At 63.1% G+C, this 16312-nt stretch carries 12 protein-coding genes; 1 reads left to right on the top strand and 11 read right to left on the bottom strand.

Going from position 1 to position 16312, the window contains the following annotated elements; all coding sequences use genetic code 11:
- Window positions 1–76 precede the first annotated feature (76 nt).
- The 4 genes from EAV92_RS03640 to EAV92_RS03625 all read right to left on the bottom strand — a co-directional run bounded on the left by EAV92_RS03640 (window position 77) and on the right by EAV92_RS03625 (window position 8536).
- Window positions 77–685 carry a hypothetical protein gene (locus EAV92_RS03640; protein WP_123039806.1) on the bottom strand — a complete coding sequence of 203 codons (609 nt, stop codon included), beginning with the start codon at window positions 683–685 and terminating at the stop codon, window positions 77–79.
- 20 nt (window positions 686–705) lie between these two features.
- Window positions 706–4638, bottom strand: coding sequence for a UvrD-helicase domain-containing protein (locus tag EAV92_RS03635; RefSeq protein WP_123039805.1), 3933 nt, complete (start codon window positions 4636–4638; stop codon window positions 706–708).
- Complete coding sequence (gene addB, locus EAV92_RS03630) at window positions 4635–8165, bottom strand: helicase-exonuclease AddAB subunit AddB (protein ID WP_123039804.1); 3531 nt, start codon at window positions 8163–8165, stop codon at window positions 4635–4637. Before addB ends, EAV92_RS03635 begins: the two co-directional genes overlap by 4 nt.
- 149 nt (window positions 8166–8314) lie before the next feature.
- Complete coding sequence (locus EAV92_RS03625; protein WP_123039803.1) at window positions 8315–8536, bottom strand: hypothetical protein; 222 nt, start codon at window positions 8534–8536, stop codon at window positions 8315–8317.
- A 204-nt stretch (window positions 8537–8740) separates the two neighbouring features.
- Between EAV92_RS03625 and EAV92_RS03620 the strand changes: the two genes are divergently transcribed.
- Window positions 8741–9718, top strand: coding sequence for a Na/Pi cotransporter family protein (locus tag EAV92_RS03620; protein WP_123039802.1), 978 nt, complete (start codon window positions 8741–8743; stop codon window positions 9716–9718).
- A gap of 59 nt (window positions 9719–9777) precedes the next feature.
- Here the strand turns inward: EAV92_RS03620 and EAV92_RS03615 are convergent, their stop codons facing one another.
- The 7 genes from EAV92_RS03615 to prmA form a co-directional block, all read right to left on the bottom strand.
- Window positions 9778–11169, bottom strand: a complete 1392-nt coding sequence (locus EAV92_RS03615; RefSeq protein ID WP_123039801.1) for a class I SAM-dependent rRNA methyltransferase — start codon at window positions 11167–11169, stop codon at window positions 9778–9780.
- 16 nt (window positions 11170–11185) lie between these two features.
- Window positions 11186–11791: a deoxyribose-phosphate aldolase gene (deoC, locus tag EAV92_RS03610; RefSeq protein ID WP_241158428.1), complete on the bottom strand. Its 606-nt coding sequence runs from the start codon at window positions 11789–11791 to the stop codon at window positions 11186–11188.
- Window positions 11792–11825: 34 nt separating this feature from the next.
- Window positions 11826–12263 carry an NUDIX hydrolase gene (locus EAV92_RS03605; RefSeq protein WP_123039799.1) on the bottom strand — a complete coding sequence of 146 codons (438 nt, stop codon included), beginning with the start codon at window positions 12261–12263 and terminating at the stop codon, window positions 11826–11828.
- Between the two features lie 65 nt (window positions 12264–12328).
- Complete coding sequence (gene mtaB / locus EAV92_RS03600) at window positions 12329–13678, bottom strand: tRNA (N(6)-L-threonylcarbamoyladenosine(37)-C(2))-methylthiotransferase MtaB (RefSeq protein ID WP_123039798.1); 1350 nt, start codon at window positions 13676–13678, stop codon at window positions 12329–12331.
- The gene (locus EAV92_RS03595; protein ID WP_123039797.1) at window positions 13671–14447 is read right to left on the bottom strand and encodes a 16S rRNA (uracil(1498)-N(3))-methyltransferase; all 777 of its coding nucleotides are present in this window, start codon (window positions 14445–14447) and stop codon (window positions 13671–13673) included. The genes mtaB and EAV92_RS03595 overlap by 8 nt, the downstream gene beginning before the upstream one ends.
- 73 nt (window positions 14448–14520) lie before the next feature.
- The gene (locus EAV92_RS03590) at window positions 14521–15225 is read right to left on the bottom strand and encodes a site-2 protease family protein (protein WP_123039796.1); all 705 of its coding nucleotides are present in this window, start codon (window positions 15223–15225) and stop codon (window positions 14521–14523) included.
- Window positions 15222–16214 (bottom strand): 50S ribosomal protein L11 methyltransferase, encoded by a 993-nt coding sequence (gene prmA / locus EAV92_RS03585; protein ID WP_123039795.1) that lies wholly within the window; start codon window positions 16212–16214, stop codon window positions 15222–15224. The genes EAV92_RS03590 and prmA overlap by 4 nt, the downstream gene beginning before the upstream one ends.
- Window positions 16215–16312 lie beyond the last annotated feature (98 nt).

The raw sequence follows: 16312 nt of genomic DNA, 5'->3' as shown, positions 1-16312 counted from the left end.
TCGTGGATCAGGGGGTTCGTTTGTTTGTTTGGTAGCAGATAGCGGAACGCAGTACGCTATTCCACCGAAACCTTCACTACTTCACCTTCGCCGCGGTGTCGATTAGCGTTTGACCGGCGGCAACGGCTTGGGCGATCCATTCCCCGCCCGCATTCATCGTCCGGTAACCGGAATCGACCGTCGGCGGCCGGAAAACGAGCAGCTGCTCTTTCATTTTGGAGGCGCCGTCACGGACCGCGGTCAGCAGCTCCTTCTCTTCGGCCGTCAGCGCCCCTTCATGCTCGGAGACGCCGTAGACGTTGCCCGCTTGCTCGCTCATGATCCGGGTCATCGCTTCGGAAACCGGCTTGAACGCCTCTTCGAAGGATTGTCCCGTCGATCGGCTCGAAGCCTCGGCCAGGATGCCGACCGTTTCTCCCCCCGCCATGGAGGCTTCGCCGAGCAGCTTCTTCGCTTTCAGGCGGTCCGCGACGGAACCATCCTTCAGCAGCAGGTCCGCCCCCGTGCCGAGCCGGTCCGCGAAAATCAACGCATAATTATATCTTTCCGCCAAGCGTTTGCCTGCATCGGTATACTCCTTCTGCTGCGTGAAGAGCAGCTTGGAGTAAATTAACATCAGCAATATCGCCAATCCCGTGATGATCAGCAGCAGAACCGGCACCGTGTACGATCGTTTGCTTGCCAAATTCGATTCCTCCTATCCGGCTACCAGAGCCGTACCGCGCTGTCCCCGTCGAAAAAGTATACGTAGGCTTCGCTCACCGGGCGCCCCAAAATCCGGCCGGCGGCTTCCCCGTATTTCTCGACCTGAAAACGGTGCTTCTCCGCCGCTTCCTCGGGGCTTTTCCCTTTGAGCAAATCCGTTTTGTAATCGATCAGCACCAGGCTGTCCCCTTCCGAGAAGAGACAGTCCACGACGCCTTGGATGATAACCGTCTCGGACGCGTCAACCCCTTGCATGCCGGAATAGACCTCTCCGGCCTGGATTCCGTACGTGAAGGGAACCTCCCTCCAAACGCGATCCGCGGCGCACAGGCGGGGAAACAGCGGGCCGGCGCAAAACGAGGCGATGACCGCCGGATCGATCGCCCGGCGCTGTTCTACGGTCAGGAGCAGGCGTTCGACCATGCGGTCCAGCAGCTCCGAAATGTCGCCGACTCCAAGATCCGAGCGAAGCGGCAGATTCTGCATGACGAGGTGGAAAGCCGTCCCCCGTTCCGCCGGCGTCAACTTGCTTTCCCCCATAAAACGGGGGCGCCTCAAGCGGAACGAGAGCTCTACTGGAGCCGACGAGGCTCCGAAGGAATCGGCTTCCCCTCCTTCCTCCCGCATCCGTTCTTCCGAGCCGCTTTCTTCCGCTGCCTCCAGCGCAGCGGCGGCTTCTTCCGCCGACAACCGCGACTTCCATGCGGTGATCGAGGTTTTCGCCGCCACCTTGGCGGCGTTCCCGTAAGGATATTCCCAAGACAGGACGGCGCGGATGCGTTCCCCGGCCGGAGTTTCCTTCACTTCAGCCCGTTCGCCGCGCGCCGCTGCCGCCCAAAGCCGTTCGTCCGGCTCCTCTTCCTTGCCCGCTTCCGCGGCAGGCGCGGTATACGCCGACGCGGGGAGGATGCGGCAGCTCCAAGCCGGCGAAGCGCCGCCTTCGGTCTGCGCGCCTTCCGCTTCCCGTTTCGCGCCCGCGAGCACAGCCGCCGGACCCAGCCAATCCAGGTAACGGGAAGCCGCCGCGACCGCATGGTCCGGCAGCGCTCCTTCGGACATGGACGCGGTCTCCGTCCATTTGTCCCATTGCTTGGCGGCGTCCTTGACCGTGCCGATCAGGAACAGCTTTTCTTTCGGGCGGGTGAGCGCTACGTACAGCACCCGCATCTCTTCCGCGAGCATCTCCGCCGCGAGCCTGCGGCGGATCGCCAGCTGCGGCAGCGTCGGATAGGTCACGCGAGTGTCCCGTTCGACCATTCTCGGCCCGAAGCCGAGCGTTTTGTGCTTGAGGAACATCCCGTTCAAATCCCGCCGGTTGAACCCCCGACCCATGCCGGCCGCGAACACGACGGGAAACTCCAGGCCTTTGCTTTTGTGGATCGAAACGATCCGGACGACGTTCTCTCCTTCGCCGAGCGCGCGCGCCGCGCCGAGGTCGGAACCCGTATCGCGCATCCGTCCCAGGAAGCGCAGGAACCGGAACAGCCCCCGGAACCGGGACGACTGCTCATATCCTCGAGCCCGGTCCACGAGCGCCCTCAGGTTGGCTTGCCGCTGCGCGCCGCCGGGCAGTCCGCCCACGAAGTCGTAATACCCGGTGTCGCGGAACAACGTCCAGAGCAGATCGCGGAGCGGCTCCCTTCTCGCGTAATCCCGCCACTCCGACAGCTTGCCGAGGAACGAGCGGACGATGCCTCGCAGCCCTTCCTCCAGCGATTCATCATCGGCTGCCGCCTCCACCGCGTCCCAAAATTCCCCGCGCCGGTCGCACAGCCGGATTCTCGCCAGCTCGTCCGCCGTCAAACCGACGATCGGCGAACGCAGCACCCCGGCGAGCGGGATGTCCTGCCGCGGGTTGTCGATGATCGACAGGAGCGACAGCATGACGTCGACTTCCGTGGCCGCGAAGTAGCCCGTCGCGAGATCCGCGTATGCCGGGATACCGGCGGCCTTCAATTCCTCCAGATAGGCCGGAGCCAAAGCGCTCGTCGCCCGAAGCAGAATCACGATGTCGCGATACTGGACCGGCCGGTAAAGCCCGCTTCTTCCGTCGTAGACGGCGAACGGCGGCTTCCCGTCCTCCCCGCCGTCCATCAGGCGGCGGATTTCCGCCGCCACGCAGCGAGCCTCCAATTGCGCGGTTTCGAGTTCCTCTTCGTCGTTGTCGTTCCCGGCATGCCCCTCCGGCTCCGACGCCGGATCCTCTTCCGTTTCTCCCGGTCCGCCCGCGCCGCCGTTCCCGGACGACGCTTGATCCAGCACGATCAGCTCGCACCCCCAGCCGTTCGGGCCGTTCGGCGGCGGGACTTCTCCCGCCATTCCGTCGGCATCGGGGTAGCCCTGGCCGTAAACGAGCTCCGCCCGCCCGTCGTAAGTCATTTCCCCGACCGGTTCGTTCATGATCAGCCGAAACACGTGGTTGACCGCGCGGATGATCTCCCGGCGGCTTCGGAAGTTGCGGGCCAGGTCGATCCGCAGTCCTTCCGGAGATTCGGCATCGGCCAATCCGGTTTCCCAGATGTCGTAAGTTTTGTATTTCGACATGAACAGGCCCGGCTCCGCCAGGCGGAACCGGTAAATGCTCTGCTTAACGTCGCCGACCATAAAGATGTTGCCGGGAGCCGATCGGGCGATCAAGGAAACGATCGCTTCCTGCACCTCGTTCGTGTCCTGGTACTCGTCCAAATAAATTTCGGCGAATCGATTCCGATAATCCGCCGCGGCCGCGGAAGGAACTACCTGTCCCGGCACGGAAGCCGGATCCCGTAAAATGCGCAGCGCGTAATGCTCCAGGTCGCCGAAATCGAGCAGTCCCTTGGCGCGTTTGGCCGCCTCGTACCGCTCGTCGAACGCGATCGCGAGCTCCGCGAGCGCCTCCATGTCCGGGGCCAGCTCGCGCATCTCTTCGGCATACCGCTCCGCCGGCCGGACCAGCCATTCCTCGGACAGCTTGGACACGATCTTCTTGACGGCGTCCCGGTAACCTTTCACCCGCTCCTGCAGCGAAGGATCGTAATCATCTCCGCGGCAGGGCTTCAGCCGGCCGAACGCGCAGGAGGCGAACGCCTGCTGCCAAAGCGGCCATTGATCGGTATCCAGCGCGGCCAGCAGGCTGCCTACGGCGGAGAGATCCTCCTGCAGCGTTTCGGCGTACGGCGCCGGACCGCCGGGCTCTCCGCAGAGGCGCAGTCCGAACTCGAGCATGCGGACCGCCCCTCGCAGCTGAAGCTGGGCATCGCCGAGCAGGCTTCGCACCCATAGCGATTGCAGGAGCTCCGCCGCGTCCTGTACTTGGAAACGCTCGGCCATCTCCTTCAGCCAATCCGCCGGCCAAGGATGGCTGCCCGCGAAGGCATGAAGCTCAAGGATGAGCCGGTGAAGCGGCTCGTCGCTGCGTTCTCCGCCGAAACGGTCGGCCAGCCGGGCCAGCGTCCCGTTCTCGCCTTCCTTCTCGTACGTCTCCTCGAACAGCTCGTCCAGCGTGTCCATGCGGAGAAGCTCCGCTTCGGTTTCGTTCGCGATCCGAAAGCCCGGATCGAGGCCGATAAGCGGCGCATAGCGCTCCACCACTTCCATGCAGAAGGAATGGAGCGTCGTGATCGTGGCGCGCGGCAGCAGCGCCAGCTGCCGTTCCAAATGCCGCGACTCCGGATCCCGCTCCAACGCCTCTTCCAGCGCGTGCCGAATCCTCTCTTTCATCTCGGCGGCGGCCGCTTTCGTGAACGTCGCCACCAGCAAGGCGTCCACGCTCAACGGACGCTCGGGGTCGGCGATGCGCTTGATGATTCGCTCGACCAGCACCGCCGTCTTGCCGGAGCCCGCCGCGGCGGCGACCAGCAGATGGGAGCCGTCGGCCGCGATGGCGGCCCACTGCTCGTCCGTCCACCGGCTGCCGTCCGGCTTCACGGGCCAACGTCCCGGTTGTCGGTTCATTCCGGCTCCCTCCTTTCCGCTTCCTCTCCGAGCTTCCGCCACAATTCCTCGCGGCTGCCCGGCTTGGACAGCACTTGATACCGGTTGCCGTCCAGTTCGGGATCGAACTGGCATACCGGCCGATACTCGCAATGCGCGCAAGGGCTGCGCTTCTCCATCCGATACGGAGCGATGGCGACGTCGCCCTCCACGATCCTTTTGCCGATTTTCCGGATCTGTCCTCTAACGGAAGACCGCAAAACGTCCCATTGGCTGCGGTCCGCGATCTGGGATCGGGCGGAAAACGTGCCGTCCTTCTTGAATTCGACGGGAATGACCGTCGATTTCGGGCCGGCTTCGAGCGATGTGTCCATCAGCTTCACCGTCTCGCCGTCCGCCAGCACCAGTCCCTGCATCCGGAATTGCTTAAGCATGGCAGCCTGCGCTTCGGCGGGCGACATGCCGTTCGCCGTAGGCAGCAGCGGATTGCGGACGTGGAAATAAAGCACTCCCGCGGGGTTCGCGGGTTTGCCGAGCCAATGCGGCGCGTGGGTCACGACGACGTCCAGGTACGTTAGCATCTGGAGCGTCAGGCCATGCGCCACTTCGTCGAGCTTTAGCTTCACCGCGCCCGATTTGTAGTCCATGATCCGCAGCAGCAAACCTTCGGGCGTCTCCGCCGCGTCGACCCTGTCGATCCGTCCGGCGATGTCCATCGCCCGGCCGTTGCCCAGATCGAGCGAAAGCGGCGGCAGCGGGGCGTCCGGGCCGAAGCCCAGCTCCAAGCCGACCGGCCGGAAAGCCGACAGCCGGGCCTGTTCGCCGAGCATGGCGGACGCCTGGGCGACGATATCGCGCAGCTTGCGGGCCATCACCCCATGGCGATGGGAAGACAGCAAGATTTGCGATTGCACGCGCGGCAGCAGCCTCTCTACCGCAGCCGCAGCTTCGGCCTGCCAAACCGCCGCGTCCACGGAACCGGCATCAGGCGCGAACAGCTTCTCCGTCGTTTGCCGCAGCGCGGCATGGAACAGCTGCCCGATGTCCGGAGCGTCGACCCGGTACAGGCGGCGTTCGCGCAGCCGGAGCCCATGGGAAGCGAAATGCCGGAACGGGCAAGCGACGAAACGCTCCATGCGGGACACGCTGGCAAGCAGGCGGTCTCCGTACAGCAGCGAGCTCGTCTCCGCGGCCAGCGGCCGTTCTTCGTTCTTGTATCTCAAAGAAACGAGCAGGCGGCTCAGACGTCCCCGCCATTCCTCGCGTTCCATCAGCCAATTGTAAACGGACCACCAGCCCGGCGAAGGGCTTTCCCCGCCGCGCAGCTGACGCAGCCGCGTCAGGACGTGCGTGAGTGCGCGGCCCGGTTGCACCGCGAAGTCGAGCTGTTTCTCCTCGGGATCCCCCGGCTGCGGTTCCGCGGCTTCGAGGGTCACGGGAAGGCCGGGGAAACGCCGCCGCAGACGGCGGATCCATTCGGACGGCAGCAGGCCCGAGCCTTCATCGTCCGCGAGCGGCCAGGACACCCAGAGGTGGACGGACGGCGTCGCGAACGCCAAATAGGCGAGAAACCGCTCGTCCAGCAGGCGCCGTTTGGCGCCCGGCGCCATCTCCAGCCCCGCCTCCGACAACCGTTCCCGTTCCGGCTCCGAAAGCAGGCCGTTTTCGGGAATCCGCATCGGCAGCACCCCGTCGTTCACGCCTAGGAAATAAACGATTTTGAGCCGGTCGGACCGCGTCCGTTCCGGACTGCCGATGAGCACGGCATCCAAGGAAGGCGGCACGGCGCCAAGCTTGAGCTCCTCCAAGCCGGAATCGACCATGCCGGCGAACAGCGGGACGTCCGGTTTGGCGTCGCCCATCAATTCCACGAGCTGGTCAAGCACGTTCATGACGCCGTCCCACAACGGGCGATGCATGACGGCACGGCCGGGCTGCCCGGCGGCGGCGTCCGCAAGGCTCCAGCTTTCCAGCACGTCGGCGGCCCCCGTCTCCTCCAGGAACCCGTACAACGCTTCGCATAACGCCCGCACCGAATCCGCTTTGTTCAGGCGCTTCTCCAGCGTCCGCACCGGCGTCAGCAACGCGTCACGGATGCGGATCAGCTCATCGGCCTCCGATTCCCGTCTCGCCCCGGCTTCACCTTCCTCCTCGAGGTCTCCTCGGGAAAGCGGACGCCAAAGCCGGTCGTCATGCCATCTCCAGCCGTCGATGCCGGCCGCGAGCGCGTAGTTCTCCAGCCGGTCGATTTCTCCCCGGGTGACCCGGCGCTCCGGCGTGCCGAGCAGGTCCGTCTTGGCGCAGCGGAACACCGCTTCGGATTTCCAGCCGCCCACGGCGCACTCGAGCGCCGAACGGATGAATTCCACGAGCGGGTGATGGGCGACGGGAGCTTTGCCGTCCAAATAGTACGGGATTCCATAGTCCGATAAAACGGTGGACAGAAGGTCGGCGTAATCCTCCATCCGGCGCACGAACACCGCCAAATCTCGCCAACGGAAGCCTTCCTCCCTCACGCGGCGCAGCATGTCGCGGACGGCGGCTTCCGCTTCCGCCCTCCGGTTCGACGCGGCATGAAGAGACAGGCCGCACGAAGGATGCTCCGGACGGAGCACCTCGGGGTCATCTTGCCATACGGCGGTTCTCCGTTCCCAATTCCGCTCGAGGAACGCGAGCGCCGGATTGCCGGCGAACCGCGGCCCCGAAGGCGGATCCAGTACGACCGGCGGCTCGACCGGAACGTTTGCCGCGACGGCAAGCTCGCACAGGCGCGCCGACGTTTCGGCCGTCGGATGGAACGGATGCAGCTCGTCCGGCCGTTCGCCCGCCCCGAAAGGCTTGTCCACGCACAAGGCGACCGTCACCCGCTTCGCCCGGCGAAGCAGCCCTTCGATTACGGCCAGCTCACCCGGCGTGAAGCCATGGAAACCGTCCAGCCAAATTTCCGCCTCGGCCAGCCAATCCGAAGAAGCCGCGCCGACGGCCAATCTCGCCAGCATGTCCTCGCCGTCCATCCAGCGGCCCGCGAGCTCCTTTTCGATGTCTCCGTAAATCAGGGAAAGATCGTGCAGCTTGTCCGCCAGCAGCGGCGTCTCCGCTCCCCCGAAACCGCCCCCGGCCGCGTCCGCCACCCGGTCCGCAGACACCGCGTACCGTTTCCACTCCGTCAGCAGCTCGTTCAACCGGGCGATGAGCCCGGCCTCCGAAGGGCCTCCCCGAAACAGCTTCAGTTGTTCGCGCCGAGTCTCCAAAACTTTATGTAAAAGCATCGCTTTGCCGTTTTCATGGATCGGAATGACGGCCAGTCCGCCGGTTTCCTGCAGCACCCGGTACGCCAGCCTGCGAAAGCTGAGCACCTGGACCCGGAGGAAGCCGCCCAATCCCGGCGTCGAAGCCATCGTCCGTTCCGCTTCGAACGTAGCCTGCTCGGGCACGAGCAGCACCAGCGGGGAGCCTTGCGGGTCCTCCCTCAGCTTGCCGCGGATTTCGTCCATCACGAAACGCGATTTCCCGCTCCCGGATCGACCCGTCACGAGCCGCAGCGACATGTTCCGTCCCCTCCCTGCCGGCGGCCAACCGCCGAACGCTTATTTTGTCATTGTAACATACGGCGTTCGATGCGCACAGACGTTCGCCGTTGTCATCATCCTCCAAAACGCCCCCGGAAACGAAAAAACGGGCCCGAATCGGCCCGTTGTCACGAAATGTTCAAGTACCATTTGCTTCCGTCGTCGAACTGGAAAATCGCCGCGCTCGACCACAGCTCGATTTTCGAAACCTTCTTCCACTGGCGCCGGAATTCCAGGTCGTCCGCCATTTCCCGAACGCGATCGTCGAACTTCTTCCGGCTCTCCGCCATCCTGGCGCGGTTGTCGATCGGTACGGCACGCTTGCCGAACAAAATCACGTCTAAATTCAAATGGGTGTTCCTCCCCGGTCTCTGATCTTTCCATGCTTCCAAGATACCACCGAGACGTTAGAACTTTTGGGGGCGGCGGATGAGCGCTTTGCGTTTTTTTCTAACACTTTGTTAACAAACTTTCGCGGCCCGCGGCATCATGTCCGGCTTCGGACGGGCATAGGTTGGGGAGGAGACCAAGCGCAAAACGAAGGAGGACTCCGCTTGTACGCCGCTTTGCTGTTTTCGTCGGTTGTCGGGTTCATCTTGCTGATCGGGGGCATGAAGCTGACGGAAGCCGCCCTGAGCCGTTGGGCAGGCAACCGTCTGAGCGGATGGCTGTCCCGGGCGACCTCCACGCCGCTACGCGGATTTCTGTTCGGCACGGCGGCGTCGGCCGCCTTGCAAAGCAGCACCGCCGTCACCGTGCTGACGATCGGGTTCGTAAACGCGGGCTGGATTCCTTTCGGGCGAAGCTTCGCCATTATCCTCGGTACGAACGTGGGCACGACCCTTACGACCGAAATCATGAGCCTGCAGCTTCACCGTTACGGGTGGGCGCTGCTGGCGGTTTCCTTCATCGGCTGGCTTTGGACCGCCGTATCGGGCGAAATGAACCGCGCCGGCAAAGCCCCGGCCTCCAAGCTGCTTCCGCTCCGGTACGGCTCGGTGGCGCTGGCCGGCTTCGGCTTCCTGTTGATCGGATTCGAGATCCTTCTTGGCATGGGAAACATTTTGCAGCACAGCGGCGCTTTCCGTTCCTTAATGGAGACCGCCTCCGCCCATCCTTACTTGGGCCTGCTCGGCGGTGCGGCTCTGACGGCCGTCGTCCATTCCAGCTCGGCCGTGATCGGCATGGCGATGGCCGTCGCCGGAGCGGGCACTTTGTCTCCCGAAGCCGGTATCGCGGTCGTGCTCGGCGCGAACGTCGGCACCTGCTTCACGGGACTCGTGGCGTCTTTAAGCGGAGGTCCCGGCGGCCGGTTCGTCGCCCTCTCCCAGCTGGCGTTGAACGTAAGCGGCGCCTTGCTGTTCTTTCCCTTGATGCCTCTGCTGCAGGGAGCCGCGGAGCTGCTGGCTCCTTCGGACCCCTCCGCCCAAATCGCCCACGCCCAAACGATTTTCAACGTCGCCTGCTCTCTCCTTGCGCTCCCGCTGGCCTATTGGCCATGGAGGAAGAGGCCGGCGGCCTTGGAAACGTAGTTGCGCTTAAACGCAAAAAAGGTACGCGGTTTTCAACCGCGTACCTTTCTTATGTATCCTTACAGCTCCGTACGGCTGCGGACCTCGAAAATTCCGAACTTCAAATAATGGCCTTCCTCCACGCCCGCCAGCCGCGGATGATCCCGGCCCGCGCCCTGCCACTCGATGAGGCGCAGCGTTTTGCCCGCATCCCGCGCCGCTTCCTGGATCGTCTCCAAGAAGAGGTCCGGCCGGACATGGTACGAACAGCTTGCCGTCACGAGAAAACCGCCTTCGTTCAGCAGCTTCATCGCCTGCAGGTTAATGTCCTTGTAGCCTCGGCAGGCGCCGGTCACCGCTTTCTTCGTCTTGGCGAAAGCCGGCGGATCGAGGATGATCACGTCCCAAGTGCGCCCTTCCGACGTCAGCGGCTTCGACGTATCGACCTTCTGCCCGGACGAAGCGTCCTTGCGCGCCCGGGCCGCCCGTTCTTCGCGGCCCGCGACTTGGCGGCGCAAATATTCGAACGCGTCTTCGACGACGAACTCCACCCGGTCGGAAAACCCGTTGCGCTCGACGTTCCGCTTGGCCGTCTCGATCGCGTGGGCCGACACGTCGAGGCACGTCACTTTTTTGGCGCCGTATTGGCAGCCGTGAAGCGTAAAGCTTCCGGTGTGCGCGAAGCATTCCAGCACCGTCGCCCCGTCCCAATACGGGAACGTCACGGCGTTGCCGTTAGCGTTGACGGGAACGAGCTCCTTGCCGTTTTCCGTCTCTCGCTCTTCCGTCCGGATGCCGCTTCTCTCTCCCCACCCTTTCATAAGCGGGGCGATCGAGGCGCGGTTTTGGCGCTGATCGTGGAAATAGCCGGTCTTCTGTCCGCCTTCGATATCGACCTCGATGCGGAGCCCGTTCTCCTCGATTTCCACGTAACGGGGACACTCGCCGTACAAAACGCCGGTCCGCTCCTCCAGCCCTTCCAGCGTGCGGACGCCGACGTCGCTCCGCTCATAAACGCCCGACGGGCGGAACACGTCGATCAGCACGGGCAGCCACGTGTCCCGGGCGGCATCCATGCCGAGCGACAGTACCTGCACGACGAGCACGTCGGCGAAGCGGTCCACGATCAGGCCCGGCAGAAAATCCGCTTCCCCATAGACCAGCCTGCAGGAAGCGCGCTCGCCGACGAAACGGCTGCGGAAGGAAGCGCAGCGTTCGAACCGGCGGCGGAAAAACTCGGCGTCCATCGCCTCGAGCGGCGAATAAGACACGACCCGGATCGTGATTTGGGAGGCCGGATTCACGTATCCGACCGCGAGGAACTTGCCCCGGGAATCGGTAATGTCCGCCAGGCCTCCGGGGGAAGGCTCGCCTTCCCAGCGCTCGATCTCGTTGGCGTACACCCAAGGATGTCCCTGCTCCAGACGGGGGCGCCGGGTGCGGTACAATACCGCGCGCGGATGATTCGACATATCGGCTTCACGCCTTTCATTGGATTAAGAGGGTACTCGTGCCGATCCGGCCGGCTCCGGCAGCGAGCAGCGCTTCCGCCGCCTGCCGCGTGCGGATGCCGCCGGACGCTTTGATCCCCATCGCGGGGGACACGGTTTCGCGGAGCAGGCGGATGTCCGCCTCGGTCGCGCCCGAGAGGCCGTAACCCGTCGACGTTTGGACGAAATCCGCGCCCGCCGCTTCGGCGATGCGGCAGCCTTCCCGTTTCCGGTCGTCGCTCAGCAGCGACGTTTCGAGGATGACCTTGACCAGCGCTCCGCCTTGCACGGCTTGCACGACGGCGGAGATATCGCGTTCTACCGCTTCGGCGTCCCCGTCGATCAGCTTGCCGATCGGCAGCACCATATCGATCTCGGCGGCCCCGTCATCGAGAGCGGCGGATGCCTCGAACGCTTTGGCTCGCGTTGCGGTCGCCCCGAGCGGGAAACCGACCACCGCGCAAACTTTGACGCCCGTGCCGCTCAGCATTTCCCGCGCCAGCCGGACCCATCCTCCGCCGACGCAGACGCTGTAGAAGCGGTGCGTGAGCGCTTCTTCGCAAATTTTCCGGATGTCCGCGGCGACAGCGTCCGCCCGGAGCAAAGAATAGTCAACCCGTGCTGGAAGTGCGGCACCTTCAGGCAACCGGGTCCACCTCGATTCCCAATTTAGCGAGCGCATTCGCCACTACTTCGTCATTGTTGCCGTAGCCGTTGGCCTTCTGAAGGCGCCAAGCCTCACCCGGCGCGTACCAAGCGACGCCCGAGATTTCCTCTGCCTGCGCCTTCAGCTGCCCGCCATCCGCCTCGACGAGGAAGTAATAAACTTCTTTGTCGATCGTGCCCCGATCCGCCGTCTCGTATTGATAGCGGATCACGGAAATCGGCTCGACGATGCGGCCGGTAATGCCCGTCTCCTCCGCGATTTCGCGGAGCGCGGTCTGCTCGACCGTCTCGCCGGCTTCCATGCGTCCTTTGGCCAGCGTGATTTTGCCGAAGCGGTCCTCAATGATTTGGATCTCCAATTCGCCGTCCTTCTTCCGGTAGACGACGCCTCCCGCCGCGACTTCTTTCATATGCGGTCCCCTCCCGTATGTAGAGAAAAAGATTCCATCACGGTGGATGAAATCTTTCCCTTCGTTTAAGCGTGCAGCGCGATTTCGCGCGCGTCTTCCTCGACCGACAGCAATTCGCCGCGGCATTCGTTCACGCCGGAATCGACGATGCGGACGCGGCAAAGCTTGCCGATCATCGATTCGTCGCCGTTCAGCACCACGTTCAGGTAATTGTCGGTGTAGCCCGACACGAGCCCCTGCCCTTCGGCGCCTTTGGCTTCCCGTTCGGGAATGACGGATAGCTCGCGTCCGACCCATTGCGCGCCGTAAGCCGCCTGCATCTTCTCCGACAGGTCGATCAGCTTGTGGACGCGTTCGTGCTTCACTTCTTCGTCCACTTGGTCCTCCATGCGGGCCGCCGGCGTGCCGGTGCGCTTGGAGTACGGGAATACGTGCATTTCCGCGAAGCCCATGTGTTCCATGAACCGGAAGCCGTTCTCGAACTGCTCCTCGGTCTCGCCGGGGAAACCGACGATAACGTCCGTCGTGATCGCGACGCCGGGCATCGCCTCGTGGATCCGCGCGATTTTCTCCGCGAATTCGGCCGTCGTGTACTTGCGGCGCATGCGGCGCAAGATGTCGTCGTCTCCGGCCTGCAGCGGAATGTGCAGGTGGCGGCACATTTTCGGCGAAGAGTTGAGCACGCGGATCATCTCGTCGTCGATTTGGCTCGCTTCGATCGAGCTGATGCGGATCCGCTCCAAGCCTTCGACCTTGTCGAGATCCTCGAGCAGGTTGGACAGGCGGTAGTTTTCGAGGTCGTCCCCGTAGCCGCCTGTATGGATGCCGGTCAGGACGATTTCCTTGTAACCGGACGCCACCAGCTGGCGGGCTTGGTTCAGCACGCTTTCCGGCTTGCGGCTGCGCGACAGGCCTCGGGACCACGGAATGATGCAGAAGGTGCAGAAATTGTTGCAGCCCTCCTGGATTTTCAGGAACGCGCGCGTGCGCTCCGCGAAATCCGGCACGTCGAGTTCTTCGAACTCGCGGGTTTTCATGATGTTGCGCACCGCGTTGACCGGCTGGCGGTCGCTTTGGATTTGGCCGATGAAGGACATCAGCTTGTCGCGGTCCTGCGTGCCGACGACCAGGTCGACGCCCGGAATCGCCATGATTTCGGCCGGGGACGTCTGCGCGTAGCAGCCCGTGACGGCGATGACCGCTTCCGGGTTGCGGCGCACGGCGCGACGGATGATCTGGCGGCTTTTCTTGTCGCCGGTGTTCGTCACGGTGCAGGTATTGATCACGTAGACGTCGGCGGTCGTCGTTTCGAAATCGACCTGCTCGTAGCCTTCGTTTTTGAACAGCTGCCACATCGCTTCGGTGTCGTAAAAGTTGACCTTGCAGCCCAATGTATAAAATGCCACGCTAGGCATCCGTTTCTCCTCCTAACTCTCCGGATTCGTAAGCGATGCACGCGAGCGCGTACAAGGCCGCCGTTTCCGTCCTTAATATGCGTTTGCCCAGTCCGACGGGTATGGCACCGGCCGCGGACGTTTCCTCCGCCTCTTCCGGGGCGAAGCCGCCTTCCGGCCCGACGAGCAGCAGCACGGCCGGCGCATCCGCCTTCGCCCTGCCGCGGAAATCGGCGAGCGTTTGGCGCAATCCCGCGCCGGCTCGTCCTTCTTCCTCATAGCAGAGCAGCACCAGATCGTACTCGGCGAACCGCCGTACGAGGTTTTTCCAGGAGCTGACCGGCTCGATGTCCGGCACTCGGCTCCGGTGGCTCTGCTCGGCGGCTTCCTTGGCGATTTTGCGCCAGCGGTCGAGCCGTTTGGCTTCCTTCCGCTCGTCGTATTGGACGACGGTCCTCCGCGACAGGAACGGCAGAAAGGCGAAGGCTCCGGCTTCCGTTCCTTTTTGGATGACCGTCTCGAGCTTGTCGCCCTTCGGCAAGCTCTGGGCGACGCTCACCCGCCACGCCATCTCGGCGGTGACGGGAAGCTCCTGTATGATGTCCGCGAGTATCGCGTCTTTGTCGATGCTCTTGATTCGGGCCAGCGCGTCCCGTCCGGCGCCGTCGCAGGCGATGAATTCATCGCCGGGTTTGGCCCGCATGACGGATCCCAAATGCCGGGCGTCATCCCCCGTCAACGTGACGGAGTCGACCGACATTTGCGCCGGCGCCACGAAATAACGCTGCATGCGCTCTTGGCCTCCCGCGTTTTGTCCATCCTCCATCATAACCTGTTCGGAGCGGCCGCGCTACTCCTTGGAATCAAATCCCTAGAGAGGATCTGTACTCGAAAAACGGAGAGGCGGGCTGATGGAAAAACCATTCCAGCATATGCTGAATGCCTTCCAAGATCGGCCCGACCAGCGAAAACAAAGGATCGATCGTGACGTTCCGCAGCGGTCCCACGAAAATCAACAAAAGAAAAAGGAAAAAAGTCCATTGCTCGTATTGGATCATGCGGATCCGCAGACGAAGAGGGAAAAATTGTTCCAAAATCCGATAGCCGTCGAGTGGCGGCAGCGGAATCAAGTTGAAAATGAACAGGTTCAGGTTGATGATCGCCCAGTAACGGAAAAACACGTCCAGCTTGTCGGTCATCGAAGCCGAGAAATCGTTGCTCGCGAACAGGATGGCGTAAACGAGCAGCCCTAAGAAGGCCAGCACGAGGTTGGAGATCGGACCGGCCGCGGTCACGAGAATGCTGCTCAACCGGTAGGGCCTGCGGAGACGGCTTTCCCGGACCGGAACCGGCTTGGCCCAGCCGAAGCCGGCGACGATCAGCAGCAGGAACCCCATCCAATCCAGATGCGCCCTTGGGTTAAGCGTCACGCGGCCTTCGCGGTAAGCCGTATCGTCGCCGAGTTTGTACGCCGTCCAGGCGTGACCGAATTCGTGCGTCGAGAACGCGACCAACATCACGAGAATGATGATCGGCAGATGCTCGATCGGGAACCAGAAAAAGTTCATGCTCCTTCTTCATCCTCCTTCGGCTTGCCGGCCACGAACGCGACCCAGTCGTCCTGCCGCACGCGGTCGATGATCTCGAACCCGGCGGCCAGAAGGCCCGCTTCGACGTCCTCTTCCTTATTCTTGTAAATGCCGGAGGCGATATAGATCCCGCCCGGCTTCAGCACTTTCATCACGTCCGCGATGAACAGCAGGATGATTTCCGCCAGGATGTTGGCGACGACGATGTCGACCGGCGGCTTCACCGACTCCACGTCCGCGCCGGCTCCTTCGTTCAGGGTGCCGAGCAGGTCGCTGAGCCGGACTTCGATCACGTCCTGCAGGCCGTTCAGCTTAATGTTCTCCGTCGCGCTCGACACCGCGACCGGATCCAGGTCGAGCGCGAGCACGCGCGAGGCGCCCAGCTTCACGGCTCCGATGGCGAGAATGCCCGAGCCCGTGCCGACGTCGATCAGCGTCTCTCCGCCGCGGACCGCGCCTTCGAGCGTGCGAAGGCACAGCGCCGTCGTCGGATGCGTGCCGGTTCCGAAAGCCATGCCGGGATCCAGTTCGATGATCACTTCATCCTCGCGGGCCTCGTATTCCTCCCACGTCGGTTTGATCGTCAATCTTTCCGAAACCTGAAGCGGTTTGAAATATTTTTTCCAGGCGTCCGCCCAGTCTTCGTCTTGGACCATCGCTAAGGAGACGGTGAATTCACCTGCGTCGTAGCCGTATTCCGGCAATCCCGCCAAATCCGCCTTCAGCTGTTGGACGACCGCGTCGATATCCGTTCCTTCTTCGGCAAAATAACCCTTGATCTCCGCATATCCCGCACGGATATCGTTCAGCGGCTTGTCATACCACTGGCCCAAGGAAGTGTCCCTCGGTTTGTCCGGCGTCCAGGATTCCTCCACCGATACGCCCGCCGCGCCGAGCTCATATAAATAATGCGAAACCATCTCTTGCGAAGGTTCCGCCGCCAATACCATGATTTCATGCCACTGCATCCCTTGCTGCCCCTTCCGCCCGGAACGTTCGTTCCGGCTTGCTTAGTCAGCCTTCATTATACACGTTTCCGAATCCCCTAGGCAAAAAACGGGAAAAC

The sequence above is a fragment of the Cohnella candidum genome, assembly GCF_003713065.1.
Lineage (GTDB): Bacteria > Bacillota > Bacilli > Paenibacillales > Paenibacillaceae > Cohnella > Cohnella candidum.
This window is presented reverse-complemented; position numbering and strand designations above follow the sequence as displayed.

What these genes read in the sequence shown, in the direction of transcription:
- EAV92_RS03615 (WP_123039801.1), bottom strand. Translation starts at nt 11,169, where the DNA reads ATGTCGAATCATCCGCGCGCGGTATTGTACCGCACCCGGCGCCCCCGT.
- EAV92_RS03595 (WP_123039797.1), bottom strand. Translation starts at nt 14,447, where the DNA reads ATGCAGCGTTATTTCGTGGCGCCGGCGCAAATGTCGGTCGACTCCGTC.
- EAV92_RS03590 (WP_123039796.1), bottom strand. Translation starts at nt 15,225, where the DNA reads ATGAACTTTTTCTGGTTCCCGATCGAGCATCTGCCGATCATCATTCTC.
- mtaB (WP_123039798.1), bottom strand. Translation starts at nt 13,678, where the DNA reads ATGCCTAGCGTGGCATTTTATACATTGGGCTGCAAGGTCAACTTTTAC.
- EAV92_RS03605 (WP_123039799.1), bottom strand. Translation starts at nt 12,263, where the DNA reads ATGAAAGAAGTCGCGGCGGGAGGCGTCGTCTACCGGAAGAAGGACGGC.
- addB (WP_123039804.1), bottom strand. Translation starts at nt 8,165, where the DNA reads ATGTCGCTGCGGCTCGTGACGGGTCGATCCGGGAGCGGGAAATCGCGT.
- EAV92_RS03635 (WP_123039805.1), bottom strand. Translation starts at nt 4,638, where the DNA reads ATGAACCGACAACCGGGACGTTGGCCCGTGAAGCCGGACGGCAGCCGG.
- prmA (WP_123039795.1), bottom strand. Translation starts at nt 16,214, where the DNA reads ATGCAGTGGCATGAAATCATGGTATTGGCGGCGGAACCTTCGCAAGAG.